Origin of the sequence: Microbacterium wangyouchuni, from assembly GCF_051546305.1 — a bacterium.
Taxonomy (GTDB): Bacteria; Actinomycetota; Actinomycetes; order Actinomycetales; family Microbacteriaceae; genus Microbacterium.
Map to the genome: position 1 here is coordinate 62673 of NZ_JBPTMA010000006.1, position 21328 is coordinate 84000.

The following is a 21328-nucleotide window of genomic DNA, read 5'->3' on the forward strand; positions in this document are numbered from 1 at the left end:
AGGGCGACACGCCGTGGGATGCTCGTACATCCGTGCATTCGCCCTGCAGGTGGACGCAAAGGAGCCCGGCAGAATCTGCCGGGCTCCTTTGCGGAAGATCAGAAGTTGATCATGTGGCCGGCGAGGCCGTGGAAGCCCTCCTGCAGCGCTTCCGACAGGGTCGGGTGCGTGTGCACGTTACGCGCCAGCTCCAGAGCGGTGAGGTCCCACTTCTGCGCGAGCGTGAGCTCGGGGAGAAGCTCGGAGACGTCCGGGCCGATCATGTGCGCACCGATGAGCTCGAGGTTCTCGGCGTCCGCGATCATCTTGACGAAGCCGACAGGCTCGCCGAGCCCGTGGGCCTTGCCGTTGGCCATGAACGGGAACGACACGACCTTGATCTCGCGTCCCTCGTCCTTCGCCTGCTGCTCGGTGAGGCCGAAGGAAGCGACCTGCGGCGAGCAGAACGTTGCACGCGGCATCATCCGGTAATCGCCCAGCGTCTGCGTCTCAGCTCCTCCGATGGTCTCGGCTGCGACGACGGCCTGTGCCTCGGCGACGTGCGCGAGCTGAAGCTTGGCGGTGACGTCGCCGATGGCATAGATGCCATCAACGTTCGTCTTCATGTAGTCATCGATGTCGATCGCGCCGCGCTCGGTGAGCTTGACGCCGGTCTTGTCGAGGCCGAAGCCCTCGATGTTCGGGGCGAAGCCGACCGACATGAGCACCTTGCCGGCGTCGATGGAAGCCTGGTTGCCGTCCTTGCCGGTGTAGGTGACGGTGACGGAGGAGCCGTTGTCGACGATCGTCTCGACCTTGGTGGAGGTGAGGATGTCGACACCGTAGTTCTTGTACTGCTTGGTGATCTCCTTCGACACATCGGCATCCTCATTGGGAAGCGCACGGTCGAGGAACTCGATGATCGTGACCTTCACGCCGTAGTTCGTCAGAACGTAGGCGAACTCCATGCCGATGGCGCCGGCGCCGACGATGACGATCGACTCCGGCAGTTCGCGGGAGAGGATCTGCTCCTCATACGTGACGACGTTCTCGCTGAGTTCGACGCCAGGAAGCAGGCGAACCTTCGAGCCCGTGGCGATGATCGCGTTGTCGAACGTGACCTCTTCGGTGGTGCCGTCGGCCTTCGCGACCGAGATCGCCTTCGGGCCGGTGAAGGTGCCGCGACCGTCGTACTCGGTCACCTTGTTCTTCTTCATCAGGAAGTGGATGCCCTTGACCCGGCCATTGGCAACCTCGCGTGAGCGGTCGAACGCCTTGCCGAAGTCGATGGTGAATTCACCGGAGATACCGAAGAAGTCGGCCTTGTGCTTGAGGGTGTGAGCAAGCTCCGCGTTCTTCAGAAGAGCCTTGGAAGGGATGCAGCCCACGTTCAGGCAGACACCGCCCCAGTACTTCTCTTCGATGATCGCGGTCTTCAGACCGAGCTGAGCGCTACGGACCGCTGCGACGTAACCGCCGGGGCCCGCGCCAAGGATGACGACGTCGTAATGAGGCATGTCTAAAGCCTATCGCTCTGTGGGGGTGTCTGAACCGGTTGGAGAAGCGTTCTTCCTGCTGCGAATGATCAGCCAGGCAACGACGCCTGCGGCGATCAGAACGCCGACGATGGAGATCGTCCAGATCCATCCCGTCGCGGGGGACGCATCCTGCGCGTCCGGCGCCGGGGCGGCGGTTTGCGTGGGTTCTGCATTTTCTTCTGCGCTCGGCGCAGAAGAGGGCTCGCTTGACGGCTCGGCTGATGGCTCTGCGGACGGAGTGGCGGACGGCTCGATCGGATCGGGCACCGTGCTGGTTGTCGTCGTGAAACCAAACACGCCGTCGGTGGGATGCCCATCGCTGGAGACGACACGCCATTCCACGTGATACTCGCCAGCTGCCGCCTCCGACAGGAGGGGCTGAGTCACCACTGCGCCGTCGACGGTCGGCTCCCCATCGATGACCGAGTTGCCGTCGGCATCCACTACCTCAATTGCCGTCGTTCCCTCACCGCTGATTAGCGCAGCGCTGAACGTGAGGGTGAGCTCTTCCGGCATCGTCTCGATAGTCGAGTCTGCGGCCGGGTCAGAGGCGATCAGTGCATCATGAGCGGCCGCGGACTGCGGCCACGCGAAGAGGAAAACGAACGCTGCCAGCAGAGTTGCCGCAAGCGCTGTCGGAACCAGAGGGCGTCGAAGAGTGAGTGTGCGCACACCTTCACCATAGGAAATGCCTCTATGCGAGCGCTGATACAGATTGACCCTCCCGAGGGCGGTCGCAGATCAGTTAGTCTGGACACGAGGAGGGCCACCGTGACAGATTACGAAAGCCGATCGGCACAGAACGCGGCGATTCACCGCGACGGCGAACAGAAGCACGACGCCACACAGACGTTCGGGCACGACTCCGATCTGTCTTTCGTGCCTTTCGGGGCAGATCTGACCGAGGTAGAGCAGACGGCGATCGCCGCACTCCCCGCTGGAGCCGCGCTGCTGCTCGTTCGCTCGGGGGCACTTGCTGGCGCCCGCTACCTGCTGGACACCGACGTCACCACGATCGGTCGCCACCCCGAGGCAGACATCTTCTTCGATGACGTGACGGTGTCTCGTCGGCATGCCGAGATCACGCGATCCGGTGGCGCCTTTGAGATCATCGACCAGCGTTCCCTCAACGGCACCTACGTCAACGGTGAGCGCGTCGACCGCAGCATCCTGTCGAACGGATACGAATTGCGTGTCGGCAAGTTCCGACTGAACTTCTTTGCGTCGCCCGCAGATCTCGCAGCGGCACAGAACTGATGGCGGCACTTCATCCCCGCGACCGCTCTGCGTCCGCGGGGCTTCTCAGTATCGGTCAGGTGCTTGCACGACTCACGCCCGAGTTTCCCGATCTGACGTCGAGCAAGTTGCGCTTCCTCGAGGTCCAGGGAATCGTCAGCCCGTCTCGTACGGATTCCGGCTATCGCAAGTTCTCGCAGGGGGATATCGACCGCCTGCGGCTGGGACTGACTCTGCAGCGCGACCATTATCTTCCGCTCAGCGTCATCCGTGATCAGCTCGACGAGGCAGTGGCCAACGGTGAGGCAGCAGCAGCCCTCGCTCCGCCGCCTTCGATCGTTCCCGCCCCCCGTCGCTATCGCCGGGACGAGCTGCTGTCCGCAGCGGGCGCAGGTCCGCAGATCTTGAACGATGCCATCAGTACCGGGATCATCACCGCCGCTGAAGCCTACCCAGAGTCCACGGTCACGCTGCTGCGCGGCCTGGTGGCTCTTGACCGTCATGGAATCGAACCTCGCCACCTGCGCACGCTCCGTCAGAGCGCCGAGCGGGAGGTGGCGCTGATCGAGTCGTCGCTGTCGTCATTGCTTCGGCGAACCGATGCCACGTCGCGTGGAAAAGCCCGCGAGATGGCCCCAGAGCTTGCCACCAAGATCGACGAAGTGCGGGCGATCTTCGTGCGCGAAGCACTCGCTCGAGTGCTTTCGTAACGAACTGATTGCGACACACCTTCGCCCCGGCCCGGATGTCATTGCCGGTACCGGGGCACTGCTCTAGCGTGGAGGTAAGCACTCCAGAGAGGAATTCAAATGAAAGCGGATGGGCTTACAGGCGACCCGCAGTTCGTGACCGAACTCCTCTTCACCGACGGGCTGCCAGCCATGGACGACGAGGTTGGTTACCGCGGTGCGGTCGCTGCCCGTGCGGCCGGCATCACCTACCGTCAGTTGGACTATTGGGCTCGCACCGAACTGGTCATCCCGACCGTTCGTGGTGCCAGCGGCTCCGGTTCGCAGCGCATGTACGGCTTCCGCGACATCCTCGTGCTCAAGCTTGTCAAGCGACTCCTGGACACCGGCATCTCGCTGCAGCAGATCCGCATCGCCGTTGATCAGCTTCGTGCAGCCGGCATCCGTGACCTGGCCGGCACCACGCTCATGAGCGACGGTGCATCCGTTTACCTGTGCACGTCGAACGATGAGGTCATCGACCTTGTCAGCCGCGGCCAGGGCGTCTTCGGCATCGCCGTCGGCAAGGTACTCCGCGAGGTCGAGTCAACGCTTGTCGAGTTCGAGCCCACGGCTCCTGAGCCCATCGACGACCTCTCGGCGCGCCGCGCGAAGCGCACCGCCTGATACCCCACGCCCATTCCAGACACCGCTTCGCGCTGCCTGGAGCCTCGGGGCGCGAGGCCCCTGTCGTACCGGAGCCGTACTCGATAGCGGGCTCTATAACCGGCGCAAATAAAAAACGCGCTCAGCGATGCTGGGCGCGTTTTTCGTATCGCTGAGTCAGGCCTGGGTGCCGTTCTCCGGCACCGGAACCCGGCCCGTGCGCACAATCCGGTCCAGCAGCAGGTCGAAGTCAGCAGCGAGCTCCTGTGCGGAGTCTCCGGGCCAGATGTGCAGCGGCTTCGCGGCGCCCTGCGCCTGCTGAAGCGACGTACGCTCCGGCAGTTGCGGTGACAGCACCAGCGGGCCGAACATGTCGCGCAGTTCCTTGATGCGAAACTGGTGCTCGATCGACTGCGGGCGTACGCGGTTCACTACGATTCCCAGCGGCTGAAGCCGGGGGGAGAGACCGCGGCGAATCTCTTCGATCGCGCGCAGCGCACGATCGGCTGCTGCGACGGAGAAGAGACCGGGCTCTGTGACGACCATCACTCGGTCACTGGCCGCCCACGCGGTGCGGGTCAGAGCATTCAGCGACGGGGCGCAGTCGACCAGCACGAGGTCGTAGTCACTCTCGACCGAAGCCAGAGCTTCCTCGAGCTTCCACACGTCGCGAACGCTCGGGTGCGGGCCATCGAAGTTGATGGCAGAAGGACTGCCGATGAGTACATCGATCGTTCCAGGGTGAACCTTCGCCCAGCCGCTGGAGGTGATCGCCTGCCGGACAGTCTTCTCCTTCGGATTCGCCAGAACGTCGGCGATGTTGAGCCGGCCGGCGATCTGAATGTCCATCCCTGTGGACACATCGGACTGTGGATCGAGGTCAACGACGAGCGTCCGGACTCCTCGGGCGAAGGCCGCTGAGGCCAATCCGAGAGTCACGGTCGTTTTGCCGACGCCTCCCTTGAGAGAGCTGACGCTAAGTACGTGCACGTAGACCACGTTACCGTCCCCTAGGCTTGGAAAACACTCAGCCCCGCCCCATGTGCGTCGAAAATGCCGCATATCGAGCCCTCAGAGGTGCGCATGTTCCAGAAGATTCTTGTGGCCAACCGTGGTGAGATCGCCATTCGCGCGTTCCGGGCTGCTGTCGAGGTGGGAGCGCGCACTGTTGCTGTTTTCCCATACGAAGACCGCGGTTCCCAGCACCGGTTGAAGGCTGATGAGGCCTACCAGATCGGAGAACGCGGACACCCTGTTCGCGCGTATCTCGACGTTGACGAGATCATTCGAGTTGCTCAAGAATCCGGCGCCGACGCGATCTACCCCGGATACGGGTTTCTCTCCGAGAATCCTGATCTCGCAGAGAAAGCGGCAGCCAACGGCATCGTCTTCATCGGGCCGCCTGCGTCAGTTCTGGAAATGGCGGGCAACAAGGTCGAAGCCAAACGGCATGCGGTAGAGGCCGGTGTGCCAGTGCTGCGCTCCACCGAAGCATCCGCCGATGTCGACGAGTTGGTCGCTCAAGCCGATGACATCGGATTCCCGCTGTTCGCCAAGGCCGTCGCCGGCGGTGGTGGTCGCGGAATGCGTCGGGTAGAAAGCCGAGGTGAGCTCGCACCCGCTCTGGCAGAGGCGATGCGCGAAGCGGAAAGCGCCTTCGGTGACGCGCGCATGTTCCTGGAGCAGGCCGTTGTGCGCCCCCGTCACATCGAGGTGCAGATCGTCGCCGATAAGACCGGTGAGACTGTGCACATGTTCGAGCGTGACTGCTCGGTGCAGCGGCGCCACCAAAAGGTGGTGGAGATCGCTCCTGCCCCGAACCTCGACGAAACGATCCGTCAGGATATGCACCGGTACGCCGTCGCCTTTGCCCGATCGATCGGATATGAGAACGCTGGCACAGTGGAGTTCCTGCTCGAGACAGCAGGGGAGCGCACCGGTGAAGTCGTCTTCATCGAGATGAACCCCCGCATCCAGGTCGAACACACGGTCACCGAAGAGGTCACCGATGTCGACCTCGTGCAGACCCAGATGCGAATTGCCGCGGGTGCCACGCTGGCCGAACTCGGACTCCAGCAAGGCGACATCCACCTGCGCGGCGCGGCGTTGCAGTGCCGCATCACCACAGAAGATCCAACGCAGGGATTCCGCCCGGACACCGGCAAGATCACCACCTACCGTTCGCCCGGTGGCGCCGGCATCCGCCTGGATGGTGGCACGGTGCACCAGGGCGCCCAGATCAGCCCGCACTTCGACTCCATGCTGTCCAAACTCACCTGCCGAGGCCGTGATTTTGAGACCGCGGTGGGACGCGCACGCCGGGCCCTCGCAGAATTCCGAATCCGCGGCGTCTCGACGAACATCCCGTTCCTGCAGGCGCTGCTCGCCGATGACGCGTTCGTCGCCGGCGATGTCAGCACGTCGTTCATCGACGAGCGCCCTGACCTGCTGCAGGGGCGGGTGTCGAAGGACCGCGGTACCAAGCTGCTGAACTGGCTCGTCGACGTCACCGTCAACAAGCCCAACGGAGCGCACCCGGGAGCAGCCGACCCGGCGACGAAGCTGCCTGTTCTCGACCTGAGCACGCAGCCCGCCCCGGGATCACGCCAGCGTCTGTTGGAACTGGGACCGGAGGGCTTCGCTCGGAGTCTGCGCGAGCAGAGCGCTCTGGCGATCACCGACACCACCTTCCGTGACGCGCACCAGTCGCTGCTCGCGACGCGAGTGCGCACACGTGACCTCGTCGCTGCGGCCCCGTACCTGGCACGTCTCACACCCGAGCTGCTGTCGGTGGAGGCCTGGGGCGGTGCCACATACGACGTCGCCCTGCGCTTCCTCGGGGAAGACCCCTGGGAGCGGCTGGACAAACTGCGTGCGGCGCTGCCGAATATCAACATCCAAATGCTCCTGCGCGGACGCAACACCGTCGGGTACACCCCGTATCCCGCGGCGGTCACCGAGTCGTTCGTCAGCGAAGCGGCGGCGAGCGGCGTCGACATCTTCCGCATCTTCGATGCGCTCAATGACGTCGAGCAGATGCGCCCGGCGATCGACGCAGTCCGGGCGACAGGAACAACCGTCGCCGAGGTCGCGCTGTGCTACACCGGGGACCTGCTGAATCCCGCCGAAGACCTGTACACGCTCGACTACTACCTCGGCCTCGCCGAGCAGATCGTCGATGCCGGCGCGCATATCCTGGCGATCAAAGACATGGCGGGCCTGCTGCGTCCAGCCGCAGCTGCCAAGCTCGTCACGGCGCTGCGTGAGCGCTTCGACCTCCCCGTGCACCTGCACACCCACGACACCCCTGGCGGCCAGCTGGCGACTCTGCTGGCGGCAAGTGGTGCCGGCGTCGACGCGGTCGATGCGGCATCCGCGCCGCTGTCGGGCACGACCAGTCAGCCCTCGCTCTCGTCGCTGGTGGCGGCGCTGGAACACACCGATCGCGATAGCGGTCTGGATCTGGCCGGCGTGTCGGACCTCGAGCCCTATTGGGAAGCCGTGCGCAACCAGTACGCGCCGTTCGAGTCGGGCCTTCCGGGCCCCACCGGGCGTGTCTACCACCACGAGATCCCGGGCGGACAGCTGTCGAACCTGCGTCAGCAGGCCAAGGCGCTGGGCCTGGCAGATGACTTCGAGCTCATCGAGGACATGTACGCCGCGGCGGACCGCATTCTCGGCCGCGTGCCGAAGGTCACTCCGTCGTCGAAAGTCGTCGGCGACCTCGCGCTGCACCTCGCAGCGGTGCGAGCCGATCCAGCGGACTTCGAGGCGAACCCCGAGAAGTACGACGTGCCGGATTCGGTCGTCAGTTTCATGGCCGGCGAACTCGGTGATCTGCCTGGCGGGTGGCCGGAGCCATTCCGCACGAAGGTGCTCGCAGGCCGTGAGGTGCGCAGTGCATTCACGGAGATCTCAGCGGATGATGAGAAGGCGCTGGCCGGCAGCAGCCAGGAACGGCGTGAGCGGTTGAACACTCTGCTGTTCCCGGGCCCGACGAGTGAGTTCACGCAGCTGCGTGAGATCTTCGGCGATGTCTCCGTCCTCGACACCAGCGACTACCTGTACGGGCTCGTGCAGGGCCAGGAGCACCTGGTGGAGATCGATCGCGGCGTGCAGCTCTACGTCGGTCTCGAAGCGATCGGCGAAGCAGACGACCGCGGTATGCGCACGGTCATGACCACATTGAACGGACAGCTGCGGCCGGTGTTCATCCGGGACCGTTCAGTGGCTGTCGATGCGCACCAGGTGGAGAAGGCAGACACGTCCAAGCCGGGGCAGGTGGCTGCTCCGTTCTCGGGTGTTGTCTCGCTGAAGGTCGAGGTGGGGGCGGTCGTTCGTGCGGGTGAACCGGTGGCATCCATCGAGGCGATGAAGATGGAAGCGGCTATCACCGCACCCGTCGACGGCGTCATCGACAGGCTCGCAATCGGTGCGACTCAGCAGGTTGACGCGGGTGACCTTTTGGTTGTAATCAGTCCAGCCAAGTAATCTTGTGCGGGCGACATGCTCGCACAAGCTTGGAGTGACACAGTGACACCGAAGAACACACCCGATTCTCCGGAGGACGATTCCCTCGGCGTTCTCGACGAGGCCGCCTCGTTGGATACGACCGCCTTGGGCATCCTCGGGCAGACCGCGCAGGTGAATGTCGCGCTTCCGCGTGACGAAGACGACGACCTCGTCGACGACTCCGTTGTGGACGGTGAGATCTACTCGGAGCTCGTCATCGACGGCGAGACCGAACCCCCGGCACCGTCGGAAGAGACCGGACGCATTCTGCTGGACGGTTCCGGAATCATCATCGAGCTCCCCGCCACGGAGCCTTCCTCGGAACCCGTTGCGGATGCCGTCGACGAGATCGTCGATCCCGTGGTCGAGCCCGACACCGGTGACCGGACGGATGCTGCCGCCCCAGTTTTTGCGGATGAAACAGTGATCGCCGAGGTCGTCGCAGAGCCCGAAACGCCGGCGCCGGCTGCCGCTGCTTCGGCTGCGGCCGCGGTGGACGCGGCAGCAGGGAGCTCCCGGCCCACGCCTGCGGCTAAGAGCACGCCCAAGGCCAAAGCCAAGGTCAAGACAAAGGCCAAGAAATCGACGCCCACCCCGGCCGAGACGACAGCGCCTGCGACTCCGAAGTCCGCCGAACCCCGACCCGCAGCATCCGCCGCACCGAAGCCGGTCGCATCCGCCGCGCCGGTCGCGCCGGTCGCGCCGGTCGCACAATCGGTGACCCCGGTCGAAAAGCCGGTGGAGCCGAAGACGGAAAGCGCGACATCCGCGTGGATCGCGGCGGCTATGAAGCAGGATGTCACCGCAACCACGTCCACAGAGTCAGTGGCTACAGCATCCGAGTCGACCCAGACCGGGTCGCCCCTGACAACGTCGGCGCAGACCGCGCCCAAGCAGTCAGAGAACGCACCGGCAGAGACCCTGCCCGCCGAAACGAAGAGCGAGACCGTGACCACTTCCCAGGAAGACCCGAAGCCGACTGAGACGGCGCTCGCGCAGCGCCCCGTGGCGGCCCGTCCAGAGGTCGCGCTGACCTCCAAGCGTCTGGGTGACCAGATCGGCCAGTCCAACCGCGAGTCAGCCGATCTGCTCACCGCCGACCGGTTGCTCGACCCGCAGCGGCTCACCAAGCCCGAGCCCGAGGGCGGCTGGAGCCGTTTCCTGTACACGATCTCCGGTCGCAAGCTCAACATCGGTGATGGCAAGAAGGTGCGCGCACGCAAGGCGTTGAGCGCTCGGATTGCAGCACCGCTGGCCGGCGGCGCCCGGTTCGTGCCGGTGCTGTCGCGCAAGGGCGGCGTGGGCAAGACCACGATCACGGCTCTGCTGGGAATGGCTCTGGCGGATGCCCGTGACGACCGGGTCATCGCTGTCGACGCGAACCCGGACCGGGGAACGTTGGCCGACCGAGTCGTGCGCACCAACGGCCGTTCCGTACGCGACCTCGTTCGTATTCACGACGAGGTCAAGGGCTATCACGACATCTCCGCGATCGTCGCGCGAGACACCACCCGACTCGACGTGCTCGCCTCGGATTCCGACCCGCGTGTTGCCGAAGCCTTCAGCGACGACGACTATCGTGACGTCGCTGATGTTGCAGCGCACTACTACTCGCTCGTGCTCACCGACACCGGCACCGGCATCGTGCACTCGGTGATGGGCGCGACGCTTGATCTGTCGGATCAGCTCATCATCGTGTCTGGGCTGAGTGTCGATGAGGCACGTCTCGCATCGGAGACGCTGACCTGGCTCGAGACCAACGGCTACGAGGATCAGGCGCGCGGCGCCATCATCGTGCTCAACCAGTCAACTCCCGGCAGCCCCCTGGTGCGGCTGAACGAGCTCGAAGCCCACTTCGGTACGCGCGCGCGCAGCGTCGTGCGGATGCCGTACGACACGCAGATCGCCGGCGGTGGAACCATCGTGTTCTCCAACCTCCAGCCGGAGACCCGCAAGGCCGCTCGGGAACTCGCAGCATCCCTCATTGAGGCCCTGCGTACGAGCGCAGCCTGATGACCGTTCGGGAGATTCGCGTCTTCGGCGACCCGGTGCTGCGAACCGTCTGCGCACCGATCGAGGAGATCGATGACGGGATCCGGTCATTGGTCGCTGACCTCGTGGACAGCGTCGAGCTGCCCGGACGTGCCGGCGTCGCAGCCCCCCAGATCGGATTCGCTGTTCGTGCATTCAGCTACAACATCGACGGCGACATCGGGTACGTGCTCAACCCGGTACTGACCGAGGTGCGTGGAGACCCGGTGCCGACCGGGGAGGGCTGCCTGTCTGTGCCCGGGCTCTGGCATGACGCGCTGCGGCATCCCTGGGCACGTGTCGAAGGCATCGACCTCGATGGCAACCCGGTGATCCTCGAGGGCGAAGGGCTGCTCGCGCAGGCGCTGCAGCACGAGACCGATCACCTCGACGGCAACCTCTACCTCACCCGTCTCACACCCGAGGATCGCAAGATTGCGATGCGCCAGGTTCGCGAGAGCGACTGGTTCTGATGCGAACTCCGTAGCCTGCTCAACGAGAAATGCCCCCGCGATCGCGGGGGCATTTCTCGTTAGGGAGCTTGTGCGCTCAGCCGATGGCGACGTTCGTGGTGTGCACCGGCTCGTCGTAGATCGCCGAGATCTCATCGGCGAAGTCCGACACGATCACGTTGCGCTTGATCGAGAGCTTCGGCGTGAGGTGGCCGCTCGCCTCGGTCCACTCCGATTCGAGGATCGTGAACTTGCGGATCGATTCTGCGCGGGAAACCTTACCGTTCGCGGCGTCGATGGCGCGCTGCACCTCGGCACGGACTGCCTCGTTCTTCGAGGCATCCGCAAGCGGCATGCTCTCGTCGAGTCCGTTGTTCTTCAGCCAGGTGGGTAGCATCTCGGAGTCAAGCGTGACCAGTGCCGCGATGAACGGCTTCTGATCGCCGACGACGACAACCTGACCGATGATCGGGTTCGACCGGATGGGGTCCTCCAGGGCGGCCGGTGCGACGTTCTTGCCGCCGGCGGTAACCAGGATCTCCTTCTTGCGGCCCGTGATCGTGAGGAAGCCTTCCGAGTCGAAACTGCCGATGTCTCCGGTGCGGAACCAGCCGTCGTGGAACGACTCGGCGGTCGCCTCGGGGTTGTTCCAGTACTCCTTGAAGACGTTGATGCCCTTGACTTCGATCTCTCCGTCTTCGCCCAGGCGAACTCCGACACCGGGAAGGGCGGGACCGACCGTACCGATCTTGGACTTGTCAGCGAGGTTCACCGTCGCCGGTGCCGTGGTCTCGGTGAGGCCGTAGCCTTCGAGGATCACAACGCCAAGGCTGTGGAAGAAGTGTCCGAGGCGTGCGCCCAGGGGAGCGGAACCGGAGACCGCGTAGGCGATGTTGCCGCCCATCGCGGCGCGGAGCTTGCTGTAGACGAGCTTGTCGAACAGTGCGAACTTGATCTTCAGCCCCAGCGGGATCTTCTTGCCCGCTTCGAGGAGTTTGGAGTGTTCGATCGCAGCATCCGCCGCGGCGCGGAAGATCTTGCCCTTGCCGCCCGCTTCGGCCTTCTGCTCGGCGGAGTTGTACACCTTCTCGAAAACACGGGGAACAGCGAGCAGGAAGGTGGGCTTGAAGGATCCGAGCGCCTCGAGCAGCTGCTTCGTATCCGGCTGGTGCGCGGTACGGACACCAGCGTGGATGTTCAGGATCGAGATGAACCGGGCGAACACGTGCGCAGTCGTGATGAACAGCACCGTCGATGCGTTCGGCATTCCCACAACCTTGTCGAGCGCCTTGGCCGAGTTGCGGGTCAGCTCGACGAAGTTGCTGTGTGTGAGAACGCAGCCCTTGGGGCGACCCATCGAGCCGGAGGTGTAGATCAGCGTCGCGATGTCAGAACCCACGGCGATATTGCGGCGACGTTCGATCTCAGCATCCTCAATGCCAGCGCCAGCCGCGGTGAGCGAGTCGATGGCTCCGAGATGCAGCTGCCAAACCTCACGAATGAGGGGGAGATCTCCGCGGACCTCGTCGAGCTTGGCGAAGTGGTCGGCGGATTCGACGATGAGCGCGCTGGCCCCGGAATCCTCCATGATCCACTGGATCTGCGCGGGGGAGCTGGTCTCATAGATCGGGACCATCACCGCACCGGCGTAGAACAGCGCGAAGTCGACCAGCGTCCATTCATACGTGGTGCGCGCGAGGAATCCGACCTTCTCGCCAGGCTGGATGCCAGCGGCCGCGAAACCCTTGGCAAGGGCGATCACTGCGGTCTGGAAGTCGGCGGCGCTGACATTGTGCCAACCGGCACCGCGAGGAAGAGAGAACAGTGCGAGATCGGGCGTTGCCTCGACGCGCTTCACCAGCAGATCGGTGATGTTCGCCTCTGGATCAGCGGGGACGATCGCAGGAACTTCAATTTGGACCACGGCAACTCCTTCGGTACCGGTAGGGCACGGGTTCCCAAGAGTCTAGGGCACGAGAGCACCCGGAACGGGGTGATTCTGGAATCCAGTTGCGCAGTTTGTGAAACTGAGTCGCACCGCGTGCGAGGCGATGGCGCGGCTGCGCTGCTGGAAGCATCGCCTCGGGGATAGACTTCGAGACGATGTTCTACTGGCTGATGAAGTACGTTGTGGTCGGCCCCATCGTCAAGGCGATCTTTCGTCCTTGGATCGTGGGGAGAAGCAACGTGCCCAAGCACGGCGCCGCCATCCTGGCGAGCAACCACCTCTCGGTCTCCGACTCGGTGTTTCTGCCGTTGCTGATCGATCGACGGATGTCGTTCCTCGCGAAGAGCGACTACTTCACCGGCCGCGGCATCAAAGGGTGGGCCACGAAGTATTTCATGAAGGCGACCGGTCAGATTCCGATCGACCGTTCCGGTGGCAAAGCATCCGAGGCATCGCTGAACACCGGGCTGCAGGTGCTCGGCCGCGGCGACCTGCTCGGCATCTACCCGGAGGGCACACGCAGCCCCGACGGCAAGCTTTATCGCGGTCGCACGGGACTTGCGCGCATGGCGCTCGAGGCGAAGGTCCCGGTGATCCCGCTGGTCATGGTCGACACCGACACGGCGATGCCGATTGGTCAGACCGTTCCGCGGCTGGTGCGCGTCGGGATTGTCATCGGCGAACCACTGGATTTCTCGCGCTATGCCGGAATGGAGAACGATCGCTATATCCTGCGGTCGGTCACCGACGAGATCATGGTCGCTCTGCAGCGGCTCGGTCAGCAGGAATACGACGACGTCTACGCCTCTTCGGTGAAAGAGCGGATGCCTCGTCGTAACTGACGCCGGTTACCGCTCTCCTGGCCAGTAAGCTGGGGAAATGCCTCAGCAGCACGATGCCAACCTTGACGTCTGGCGCTCCCTTCCCATCAAGCAGCAGCCCATCTGGACAGATGGCGATCGCGTCGCCGATGTGTCGAAGCAGATCGCGGCTCTTCCTCCGCTGGTGTTCGCCGGTGAGGTAGACAATCTTCGCGACCGCTTGGCGCGCGCAGCATCCGGAAACGCGTTCCTCCTGCAGGGCGGTGACTGCGCCGAGACCTTCGCCGGGGCGACCGCTGAGCAGATCCGTAACCGGATCAAGACCGTGTTGCAGATGGCGGTCGTGCTCACGTACGGCGCGTCGATGCCCGTCGTCAAGATGGGGCGCATGGCCGGGCAGTTCGCCAAGCCCCGCTCGAGCGATACCGAGACCCGCGGCGAGGTCACACTGCCCGCATACCGTGGCGATATCGTCAACGGCTACGACTTCACCGAGGGTTCCCGGCAGCCTGACCCAGATCGTTTGTTGCAGGGCTATCACACAGCAGCATCCACGCTGAACCTGATCCGCGCTTTCACGCAGGGTGGATTCGCGGACCTGCGTGAGGTGCACTCCTGGAACAAGGGCTTCGCGCAGAACCCGGCAAACCAGCGGTACGAGCGGATGGCGGCCGAGATCGATCGGGCCATCAAGTTCATGGAGGCTGCTGGCGCGGACTTCGAAGAGCTCAAGCGCGTCGAATTCTTCACCGGCCACGAAGGCCTGCTGATGGACTACGAGAGCCCGATGACGCGCATCGATTCGCGCACGGACACTCCGTACAACACCTCAGCGCACTTCCTGTGGATCGGAGAGCGCACTCGTGACCTCGACGGTGCGCACGTCGATTACTTCTCCAAGATCCGCAACCCCATCGGCGTGAAGCTCGGGCCGACGACGACACCGGAGACGGCGCTTCAGCTGATCGACAAGCTCGACCCGGACCGTGAGCCGGGCCGGTTGACGTTCATCACACGCATGGGCGCCGGCAAGATTCGGGATGCCCTGCCGCCGCTGCTGGAAGCCGTTCGCGAATCAGGTGCTCAGCCGCTGTGGGTCACCGACCCCATGCACGGCAACGGCATCACGACGCCCACCGGCTACAAGACGCGTCGCTTCGACGACGTCGTGGACGAGGTGCGTGGCTTCTTCGAGGCGCACCGTGCGGTGGGAACCTTCCCCGGCGGCATCCATGTCGAACTCACCGGTGACGATGTGACTGAATGCCTGGGCGGCTCTGAGCACATTGACGAGGCCGCTCTCGCGACCCGTTATGAGAGCCTGTGCGACCCGCGCCTGAACCACATGCAGAGCCTGGAGCTCGCGTTCCTCGTGGCGGAGGAGCTCGAGAAGCGCTGAGCCCCTTCCCACTTTTCTTTCGAGAACGCAGAAACCGCCCTTTCGGATGCTGAGGAAGGGCGGTTTCTGTGTTGTCGGTCGGGGTGTGGATAACTCTGACAGGCCGGGTGGTTGAGGCGGCAGGATCGGGAGATGCGACCGCGGACCAGATTGCCTTCCTCATTGCGAGGCCAGACGTTTCATGTGCAGACGGGTGCCTCGCGCGGTGCGAGCGAGAAGCGGATGCGAGGACGCGATCTGGTACGTCCGTTTCATGGGGTGCGCTCCGCTGAACCTGTGGAGACTCTGCGCGATCGCTGCGCGGCATTGAGTCGGGCGCTCGGATCTCACCAATTCTTCAGCCACGTCACGGCCGCTGAACTGTGGCGGATGCCTCTGCCCGAGGATTATCCGGATCTGCATGTGACCGCGGTGGGTGCGCGCGGGCGTGTGCGTCGGCCGGGTGTTGTCGGTTGGGAGCGTGGTGAGGAAGACCTGCCGACGTTCACCCGGGACGGGATCCGGTTACTCAGCCCGGCGGATGTCTGGTGCCAGTTGTCGACGATGCTCTCGCGGGACTGGCTTGTCGCGGTCGGAGACTTTCTCATCAGCGGGGAGATAGATGACACTGGCAGGCGTCGACAGCCGTTGTGCACGAAGGAGGATCTCATCGCGGCAATCAGCCGGCATGGTCGGCGCCGTGGTGCGGCCGCGATCCGGTGGGCGATGAAGCGGCTACGGCAACCAGTGGACTCTCCGCGCGAGACACTGCTTCGGCTGGCACTGATCGCCGGTGGCCTGCCCGAACCGGAAGTGCAGCTCGAGGTGCGCACGAGCAGGGGCATGCTTCATGGTGACCTGGGCTACCGGAAGGAGCGGCTCATCATCGAGTACCAGGGGGACGAACACCGCACCTCGCGTGCGCGCTGGTTGAAAGACCTCACGCGAGTCCAGCTCCTCGAGGATGCCGGATACCGCGTCATTCTCGTCGGCGCGGACGACTTGCGCGATGGTGCCCGCGACCTGATCGAACGGATCCGCCGAATTCTCGTCGCCGCGGGCTGACCCGATCGCGCGCGGGTCTCGAGAACGCACAAACCGTCCTTCCGGATGCCGAGGAAGGGCGGTTTGTGCGTTCTCGGCGCTTACAAGACGCCGCGGATCTGCATATAGACCTCGGTGCTGGCACGGCGCATTGAACCGGACGCGGGATCTGTTCCAGTGACCTCGGTATTTCCGTTGGCTAGTGCGCTCCAAAGCTTGTTCCACGTTGGGCTGAAGCCGTTGTCTCTGAGTACCTGGGCCGCTTCATCGCGGGTGAGGCCTACGACGTTGGGCACCTCAAAAAGCTGAGGCCCCTTCGACACAACCAAACGCGTCGAATCGCCCGGGCGCCAGTTGCCGCCGCCCTCACGTTCGGCCATGGAGATGACGATGCCGGCCTCGACATCGTTGCTGAACTCCTCGACCTGCTCGCTGACTGAGATCTCTTTCTCGGCCAGCGCTGCGACTGCGTCGTCAGCCGACATCCCGACGACATCAGGAAGCCCGCCCAGCGAGACGTAAAGCTCGACGGAGTCGTCTTCGAACAGGTCGCAGCCTTCACCGCAGATATACGGCTCACCTTCGGCACGCGGCGTCACGAAGGCATTGATCACGATGTCGTCGGCAGCGTCGGAGTAGAGCTCGAGCGTCTCATCAGCCACATTGACGTTGAGCTCAGCGAGGTACTGGCGTGCCTCTTCCTCGGTCTTGCCATTCAGAGGCTCGATGGTGTGCAGCGTGGGACCCGTGGAGACGAACACGGTCACGGATGCGCCCTTATCGAGTCGCTCACCAGCACCGGGATCAGAGTCGATGACTGTGCCGGCAGCAACCTCGACCGAGCTCCTCTCACCGGGAACGGCGACGAGTTCTTCATTCGCCAACAGCGCGGTCGCTTGCTCCAGTGTCTTTCCGGCAACGCTCGGCACGGCCACGAGCGAACCCGGTCCAGACCCGAACCACCAACCGACACCGCCGGCAACAACAGCCAGCAGCAACACCAGAGTGAGCAAGAATGCGCCGCGCGCGCGACGCTTGGAAGATCGACGTCGAAGCAGCGTCGCATTGTCGATGGGCTGCTGGACAGCGGCACCCGCCGTGGCGACCGGTCCGGTCGGATCATCAAGCGCCATCGTCGTCGGCATGACCTTGGTCAGATCACCGGAGTCGCTCTGGGAACGCAGGGGCACAGTCGCCGTCGTTGTAGCCATGGGCGATACGCCGAGCTCGCGCTCGATCTCGCGGAGCCGGTCGAGCATCTGCTGAGCGTCGTTCGGTCGCTCATCCGGAGACTTCTCCGTCGACCACAGTACGAGTTCGTCCAGCGGCTCGGGAACGCCCGGATTGCGCACACTCGGTCGCGGCACTGACTCGGTCGCGTGCTGGAAAGCGATCTGCATCGGCTGCTCGCCCTTGTACGGCTGCTCGCCGGTGAGCATCTCGTAAAGCATGATCCCCAGCGCATAGATGTCGCTGCGGGCGTCGGCCATTCCTCGCGTGACGAGTTCCGGCGCGAGGTAGGCGATCGTGCCGAGCAGCTGCTGGCCGGTCGCGGTGTTGGCGGTCGTTGCACGGGCAAGACCGAAGTCGCCGATCTTGATCCGGCCGTCTTCAGCGAGCAGCACGTTCTCAGGCTTCACGTCACGGTGAACGATGCCGGCCTTGTGCGCTGCAGCAAGTCCGGAGAGGATCGCGTCCATGATCGTGATGGTCTGAGCAATGCTCAGCCGGCGTTGCTCGCGCATCAGCTCTCTCAGCGTGATGCCGGGAAGATACTCCATGACGAGGTAGGCGAGTTCGCCGTCCTGGCCCTGGTCGAAGACGTTGACGACGTGCGGATCGGCCAACCGAGCGGCTGCGCGAGCCTCTTGGATGAACCGACTCTGGAACACCGAATCGTCGCTGAGATGCCCGTGCATGACCTTGAGCGCGATGCGGCGCTCCAAGCGCAGGTCAGTGGCGACGTAGACGGTGGCCATACCGCCGCGGGCGATACGCGCACGCACACGGTAACGGCCGTCGACAAGCCGCCCGATGAGGGGGTCGGCCTGCTGATTGGTCGTCACGTACAGAGTCTATGAAGAACTGGCTGAAAGCCAGGGGAGCGGCTCACCCTTTCGGCGCGGAAACACCGGGGAATCAGCCATGAAGTGCGATCCACTCGTACGCCTGAGCCTCCCAAGCGCCGTAGCGCTCCGGGTATGCCGAGATCTGCACGGCCTGTGCAGCGTCGGTGAAGCGCATGCTTTCCCAACCGGCGATGTCGAGCAGTCCTCGTGTGGTCTGGCCATTCGGATCGGATGCTCCGCCGAAGAAGACCCGGATGCTGCGATCACGATTCATGATCTGCTCTGGTGTACCCCAACCCGTACTCGGACGCTGCTGGAACAGTCCGAGCGAATCTCGATCTCCCCAGTCGAGGTTGCGCAACCACGACTCGACCATCGATGTGGCCAGCGCGATGGCGATACCGCGGTCGGAGACGCCGAGTTCGCGTCCGATGCTGATGATGAGCGCCGCGTTCTCCGCCTGCGGAGTATCGAGCGCCGCGGTCTGCGGCCCCGTAGCGGCGGGCGCTGGAGCAGCAGGTGCCGGCGCAGGTGCTGGGGTGGCCACGATGATGCTCTCGCCGGGATAGATGATCGAGGCGGGGCCCAATCCGTTCAGACGGTAGAGCTCGTCGAGAGAAATTCCGTGCTTCTGCGCGATGGCGAAGAGCGTATCGCCGGGGGCGACCGCGTGCGTGGATGCTGCGGAGCCGGGCGCCGCGGGCGGAACCGCGGCAGGCGCAGGGGCGGGCGCAGGTGCCGGGGCCGCCGCGCCGGAGATCGTGATGACCTGTCCCGGGTAGATGACCGATGCGCGGCTGAGCCCGTTGGCGGCCAGTACCGCGTCGACCGACGTGTCGTACTTCTGCGCAATGGCGAAGATTGTGTCACCGGCGACGACGGTGTGCGTCACTGCGGCGGGTGCTGGCGCGGGAGCGGGAGTAGGTGTGGCGACCGGAGCCGAACCTGTGAGCGAGAGCGTCTGGCCGGGGTAGATGACCGAGCGCCAGCTCAGATCGTTCCACGTGAGCACGTCGACCGTGCGGAGAGCGAACTTCGCGGCGATCGCGGAGACAGTGTCACCGCTCTGCACGACGTAGGAGGTCGGGGCCGCAGCCATCGGAATCGGTTTGGGAACCACTGTCAGTCGATGATGCGATCCAGTATCGAAAGATGTTGTGGCAGCGGTGGCGGGCGCGGCGCTGAACGCCGTCGCCAGAACCCCCAGCACTGCTGCTGGGACGCCGATTTGGGCGTAGCGGGTGCGGTGTCGCTCGGTTTGGAGTCTCAAGGATTCCCCCCTTTTGGGCTCATGAAACGCTGACACGGATGTAAACAGATGTCAACCAGAGTGACAGATGTTACTGGAGTGACACGCGGGAGAATGTGCGATGTTTCCCGGGAAATGAGATAGTCGAACAGTGTCTGAGACTGCTCCCGAAACCCCGGCCTTCGAATGGCTGACGACCCCGGACCTCGTTGAGATCCTCGACGAACCGCTGGGCCGCGTCAGGAGGCTGATTGCCGAGCAGTACCTCGTCGGCTCCAGCCGCAACGGCGCGTTCGCGGTTCCGTCGATCTTCATCGTCGACGCGCGTCCGCTGGCCTCGCTGCGAGGCACGATCATCGTGCTGAAGGATGCGGGGTTCAGCGATGACGAGGTCATCGACTGGCTGATGGCCGACCAGGAAGAACTCGGGCGCACGCCGATCGCGGCGCTTCTCGACGGCCACAAGAGCGCGGTTCGCCGCGTCGCGCGCACTCTCGCCTGAGCGCACTCTCGCCTGAGCGCACTTTCACCAGGTGCCCTGCACCTGAGCAGGAACCTGCTCCGCTTCAGGCGGTTCGCACCGTCGCCGCTCGCGCGAGATCGCGCAGTTCGCTGACCGAGGCGTTGTCCAGCCGTGCGCCGGAAAGTGCGCGGTCCGCCTCCTGCGCATAGGAATCGATGAGTTCCTCTACACGCGAGAGCGCCCCGGACTCGACGATCGTCGCCTGCAGGGCAGCCACCTGCTCAGGCGCAAGCTCGGGGTCACCGAGCATCTCATCGAGCACTCGGCGCCCCGACGGCTCAAGTCGTTCGCGGGTGAACGCGATCAAGACAGTGCGCTTGCCTTCGCGCAGATCGTCGCCAGCCGGTTTCCCTGTGACCGATTCATCGCCGAACACGCCGAGCACATCGTCGCGCAACTGGAAGGCCATTCCCACCGGATGCCCGAAGCTGCGCAGAGCGTCCGACTGCGCCTTCTCGGCACCCGCGAGCGCGGCGCCGAGAAGGAGTGGCTGCTCGATGCTGTAGCGCGCGGATTTCAACGAGACGATGCGCAGGGCGCGGTCGGCATGCTCGGATGCTGGATTCACCCGCCACGCGGACTCCTCAGCGATGTCGAGGAACTGGCCGACAGTGACGCCGCGACGCATGCGTGCGTACTCGGCTCGCACAGCGGGCGCGTGAGCATGATCGGTCAAAGCCTGCTCGAGCAGGTCATCGCTCCAGGCCACCAGCAGATCTCCGAGCAGGATCGCGGAGGCGCGCCCGAAGGCCTCGGCGTCCCCAGCCCAGGCGGATTCTCGGTGCTGCATCTCGAGAGCTCGGTGCGCGGCCGGGCGTCCGCGTCGCGTGTCGGAGTTGTCGATGAGGTCATCGTGCACGAGGGCGGCGGACTGGAAGATCTCTAGCGCCGCGCAGAGGTCCCACACAGCATTCGATTCGCCCGCATTTCGATCCGCGAATCGAGCGACTGAGCGCCATCCGGCATGGCAGAAGCGGGCGCGGAGGCGCTTGCCGCCGCGCAGGGTTTCAGCTGCGGCATCGATGAACATCTCCGCATCCGGACCATACTGCGCTGACTCGGCGCGAAGCCCGCTCAGAACGAGGTCGAGGCGAGGGGCGATGGCATCGTGGACTAGCGTGGGAGAAAGCACGATACTCAGCTTAGGTTCTCAGCTGATATCTAGCCTCTGCGCCTGAGCCAGCGTAGACTGAAGCCACTGAACCCAAGGGGGG

At 64.4% G+C, this 21328-nt stretch carries 17 protein-coding genes; 10 read left to right on the forward strand and 7 right to left on the reverse strand.

Going from position 1 to position 21328, the window contains the following annotated elements; translation table 11 throughout:
- Positions 1 to 98: 98 nt before the first annotated feature.
- Positions 99 to 1496, reverse strand: coding sequence for a dihydrolipoyl dehydrogenase (lpdA, locus tag ACSS7Z_RS13125; protein ID WP_438255313.1), 1398 nt, complete (start codon positions 1494 to 1496; stop codon positions 99 to 101).
- 9 nt (positions 1497 to 1505) lie between these two features.
- Positions 1506 to 2189, reverse strand: coding sequence for a copper resistance CopC family protein (locus ACSS7Z_RS13130; RefSeq protein WP_438255314.1), 684 nt, complete (start codon positions 2187 to 2189; stop codon positions 1506 to 1508).
- Positions 2190 to 2288: 99 nt separating this feature from the next.
- On the opposite strand from ACSS7Z_RS13130, the gene ACSS7Z_RS13135 reads away from it, so the two are divergent.
- The 3 genes from ACSS7Z_RS13135 to ACSS7Z_RS13145 all read left to right on the forward strand — a co-directional run bounded on the left by ACSS7Z_RS13135 (position 2289) and on the right by ACSS7Z_RS13145 (position 4108).
- Entirely contained in the window at positions 2289 to 2774 is a 486-nt protein-coding gene (locus ACSS7Z_RS13135) for an FHA domain-containing protein (protein ID WP_438255315.1), read from the forward strand.
- Positions 2774 to 3463, forward strand: a complete 690-nt coding sequence (ftsR, locus tag ACSS7Z_RS13140; protein ID WP_438255316.1) for a transcriptional regulator FtsR — start codon at positions 2774 to 2776, stop codon at positions 3461 to 3463. The genes ACSS7Z_RS13135 and ftsR overlap by 1 nt, the downstream gene beginning before the upstream one ends.
- Before the next feature lie 99 nt (positions 3464 to 3562).
- On the forward strand, positions 3563 to 4108 hold the full coding sequence (locus tag ACSS7Z_RS13145) for a MerR family transcriptional regulator (RefSeq protein WP_438255317.1): 546 nt from the start codon (positions 3563 to 3565) through the stop codon (positions 4106 to 4108).
- Positions 4109 to 4264: 156 nt separating this feature from the next.
- Here ACSS7Z_RS13145 and ACSS7Z_RS13150 read toward each other — a convergent pair whose 3' ends face one another.
- Complete coding sequence (locus tag ACSS7Z_RS13150) at positions 4265 to 5077, reverse strand: ParA family protein (protein WP_438255318.1); 813 nt, start codon at positions 5075 to 5077, stop codon at positions 4265 to 4267.
- A gap of 93 nt (positions 5078 to 5170) precedes the next feature.
- On the opposite strand from ACSS7Z_RS13150, the gene ACSS7Z_RS13155 reads away from it, so the two are divergent.
- The 3 genes from ACSS7Z_RS13155 to ACSS7Z_RS13165 are packed head-to-tail and all read left to right on the forward strand — an operon-like array spanning position 5171 to position 11103.
- The gene (locus tag ACSS7Z_RS13155; protein WP_438255319.1) at positions 5171 to 8578 is read left to right on the forward strand and encodes a pyruvate carboxylase; all 3408 of its coding nucleotides are present in this window, start codon (positions 5171 to 5173) and stop codon (positions 8576 to 8578) included.
- 42 nt (positions 8579 to 8620) lie between these two features.
- Entirely contained in the window at positions 8621 to 10612 is a 1992-nt protein-coding gene (locus ACSS7Z_RS13160; protein WP_438255320.1) for a MinD/ParA family ATP-binding protein, read from the forward strand.
- Complete coding sequence (locus ACSS7Z_RS13165; protein ID WP_438255321.1) at positions 10612 to 11103, forward strand: peptide deformylase; 492 nt, start codon at positions 10612 to 10614, stop codon at positions 11101 to 11103. Before ACSS7Z_RS13160 ends, ACSS7Z_RS13165 begins: the two co-directional genes overlap by 1 nt.
- A 76-nt stretch (positions 11104 to 11179) precedes the next feature.
- Here ACSS7Z_RS13165 and ACSS7Z_RS13170 read toward each other — a convergent pair whose 3' ends face one another.
- The gene (locus ACSS7Z_RS13170) at positions 11180 to 13006 is read right to left on the reverse strand and encodes an AMP-dependent synthetase/ligase (RefSeq protein WP_438255322.1); all 1827 of its coding nucleotides are present in this window, start codon (positions 13004 to 13006) and stop codon (positions 11180 to 11182) included.
- A gap of 179 nt (positions 13007 to 13185) precedes the next feature.
- Between ACSS7Z_RS13170 and ACSS7Z_RS13175 the strand changes: the two genes are divergently transcribed.
- The 3 genes from ACSS7Z_RS13175 (at position 13186) to ACSS7Z_RS13185 (ending at position 16294) form a co-directional block, all read left to right on the forward strand.
- Entirely contained in the window at positions 13186 to 13872 is a 687-nt protein-coding gene (locus tag ACSS7Z_RS13175; protein WP_438255323.1) for a lysophospholipid acyltransferase family protein, read from the forward strand.
- Between the two features lie 37 nt (positions 13873 to 13909).
- Complete coding sequence (locus tag ACSS7Z_RS13180) at positions 13910 to 15250, forward strand: class II 3-deoxy-7-phosphoheptulonate synthase (protein WP_438255324.1); 1341 nt, start codon at positions 13910 to 13912, stop codon at positions 15248 to 15250.
- A 276-nt stretch (positions 15251 to 15526) separates the two neighbouring features.
- Positions 15527 to 16294 carry a DUF559 domain-containing protein gene (locus ACSS7Z_RS13185; RefSeq protein WP_438255325.1) on the forward strand — a complete coding sequence of 256 codons (768 nt, stop codon included), beginning with the start codon at positions 15527 to 15529 and terminating at the stop codon, positions 16292 to 16294.
- Between the two features lie 80 nt (positions 16295 to 16374).
- Here the strand turns inward: ACSS7Z_RS13185 and pknB are convergent, their stop codons facing one another.
- Together pknB and ACSS7Z_RS13195 are read right to left on the reverse strand one after the other, a co-directional pair.
- Positions 16375 to 18339 carry a Stk1 family PASTA domain-containing Ser/Thr kinase gene (pknB, locus tag ACSS7Z_RS13190; protein ID WP_438255326.1) on the reverse strand — a complete coding sequence of 655 codons (1965 nt, stop codon included), beginning with the start codon at positions 18337 to 18339 and terminating at the stop codon, positions 16375 to 16377.
- 73 nt (positions 18340 to 18412) lie between these two features.
- Positions 18413 to 19612 carry a LysM peptidoglycan-binding domain-containing protein gene (locus ACSS7Z_RS13195; RefSeq protein WP_438255327.1) on the reverse strand — a complete coding sequence of 400 codons (1200 nt, stop codon included), beginning with the start codon at positions 19610 to 19612 and terminating at the stop codon, positions 18413 to 18415.
- Positions 19613 to 19742: 130 nt separating this feature from the next.
- Between ACSS7Z_RS13195 and ACSS7Z_RS13200 the strand changes: the two genes are divergently transcribed.
- Entirely contained in the window at positions 19743 to 20093 is a 351-nt protein-coding gene (locus ACSS7Z_RS13200; RefSeq protein ID WP_438255328.1) for an Rv2175c family DNA-binding protein, read from the forward strand.
- A 64-nt stretch (positions 20094 to 20157) separates the two neighbouring features.
- Here ACSS7Z_RS13200 and ACSS7Z_RS13205 read toward each other — a convergent pair whose 3' ends face one another.
- Positions 20158 to 21246, reverse strand: coding sequence for a polyprenyl synthetase family protein (locus ACSS7Z_RS13205; protein ID WP_438255329.1), 1089 nt, complete (start codon positions 21244 to 21246; stop codon positions 20158 to 20160).
- Positions 21247 to 21328: the final 82 nt, after the last annotated feature.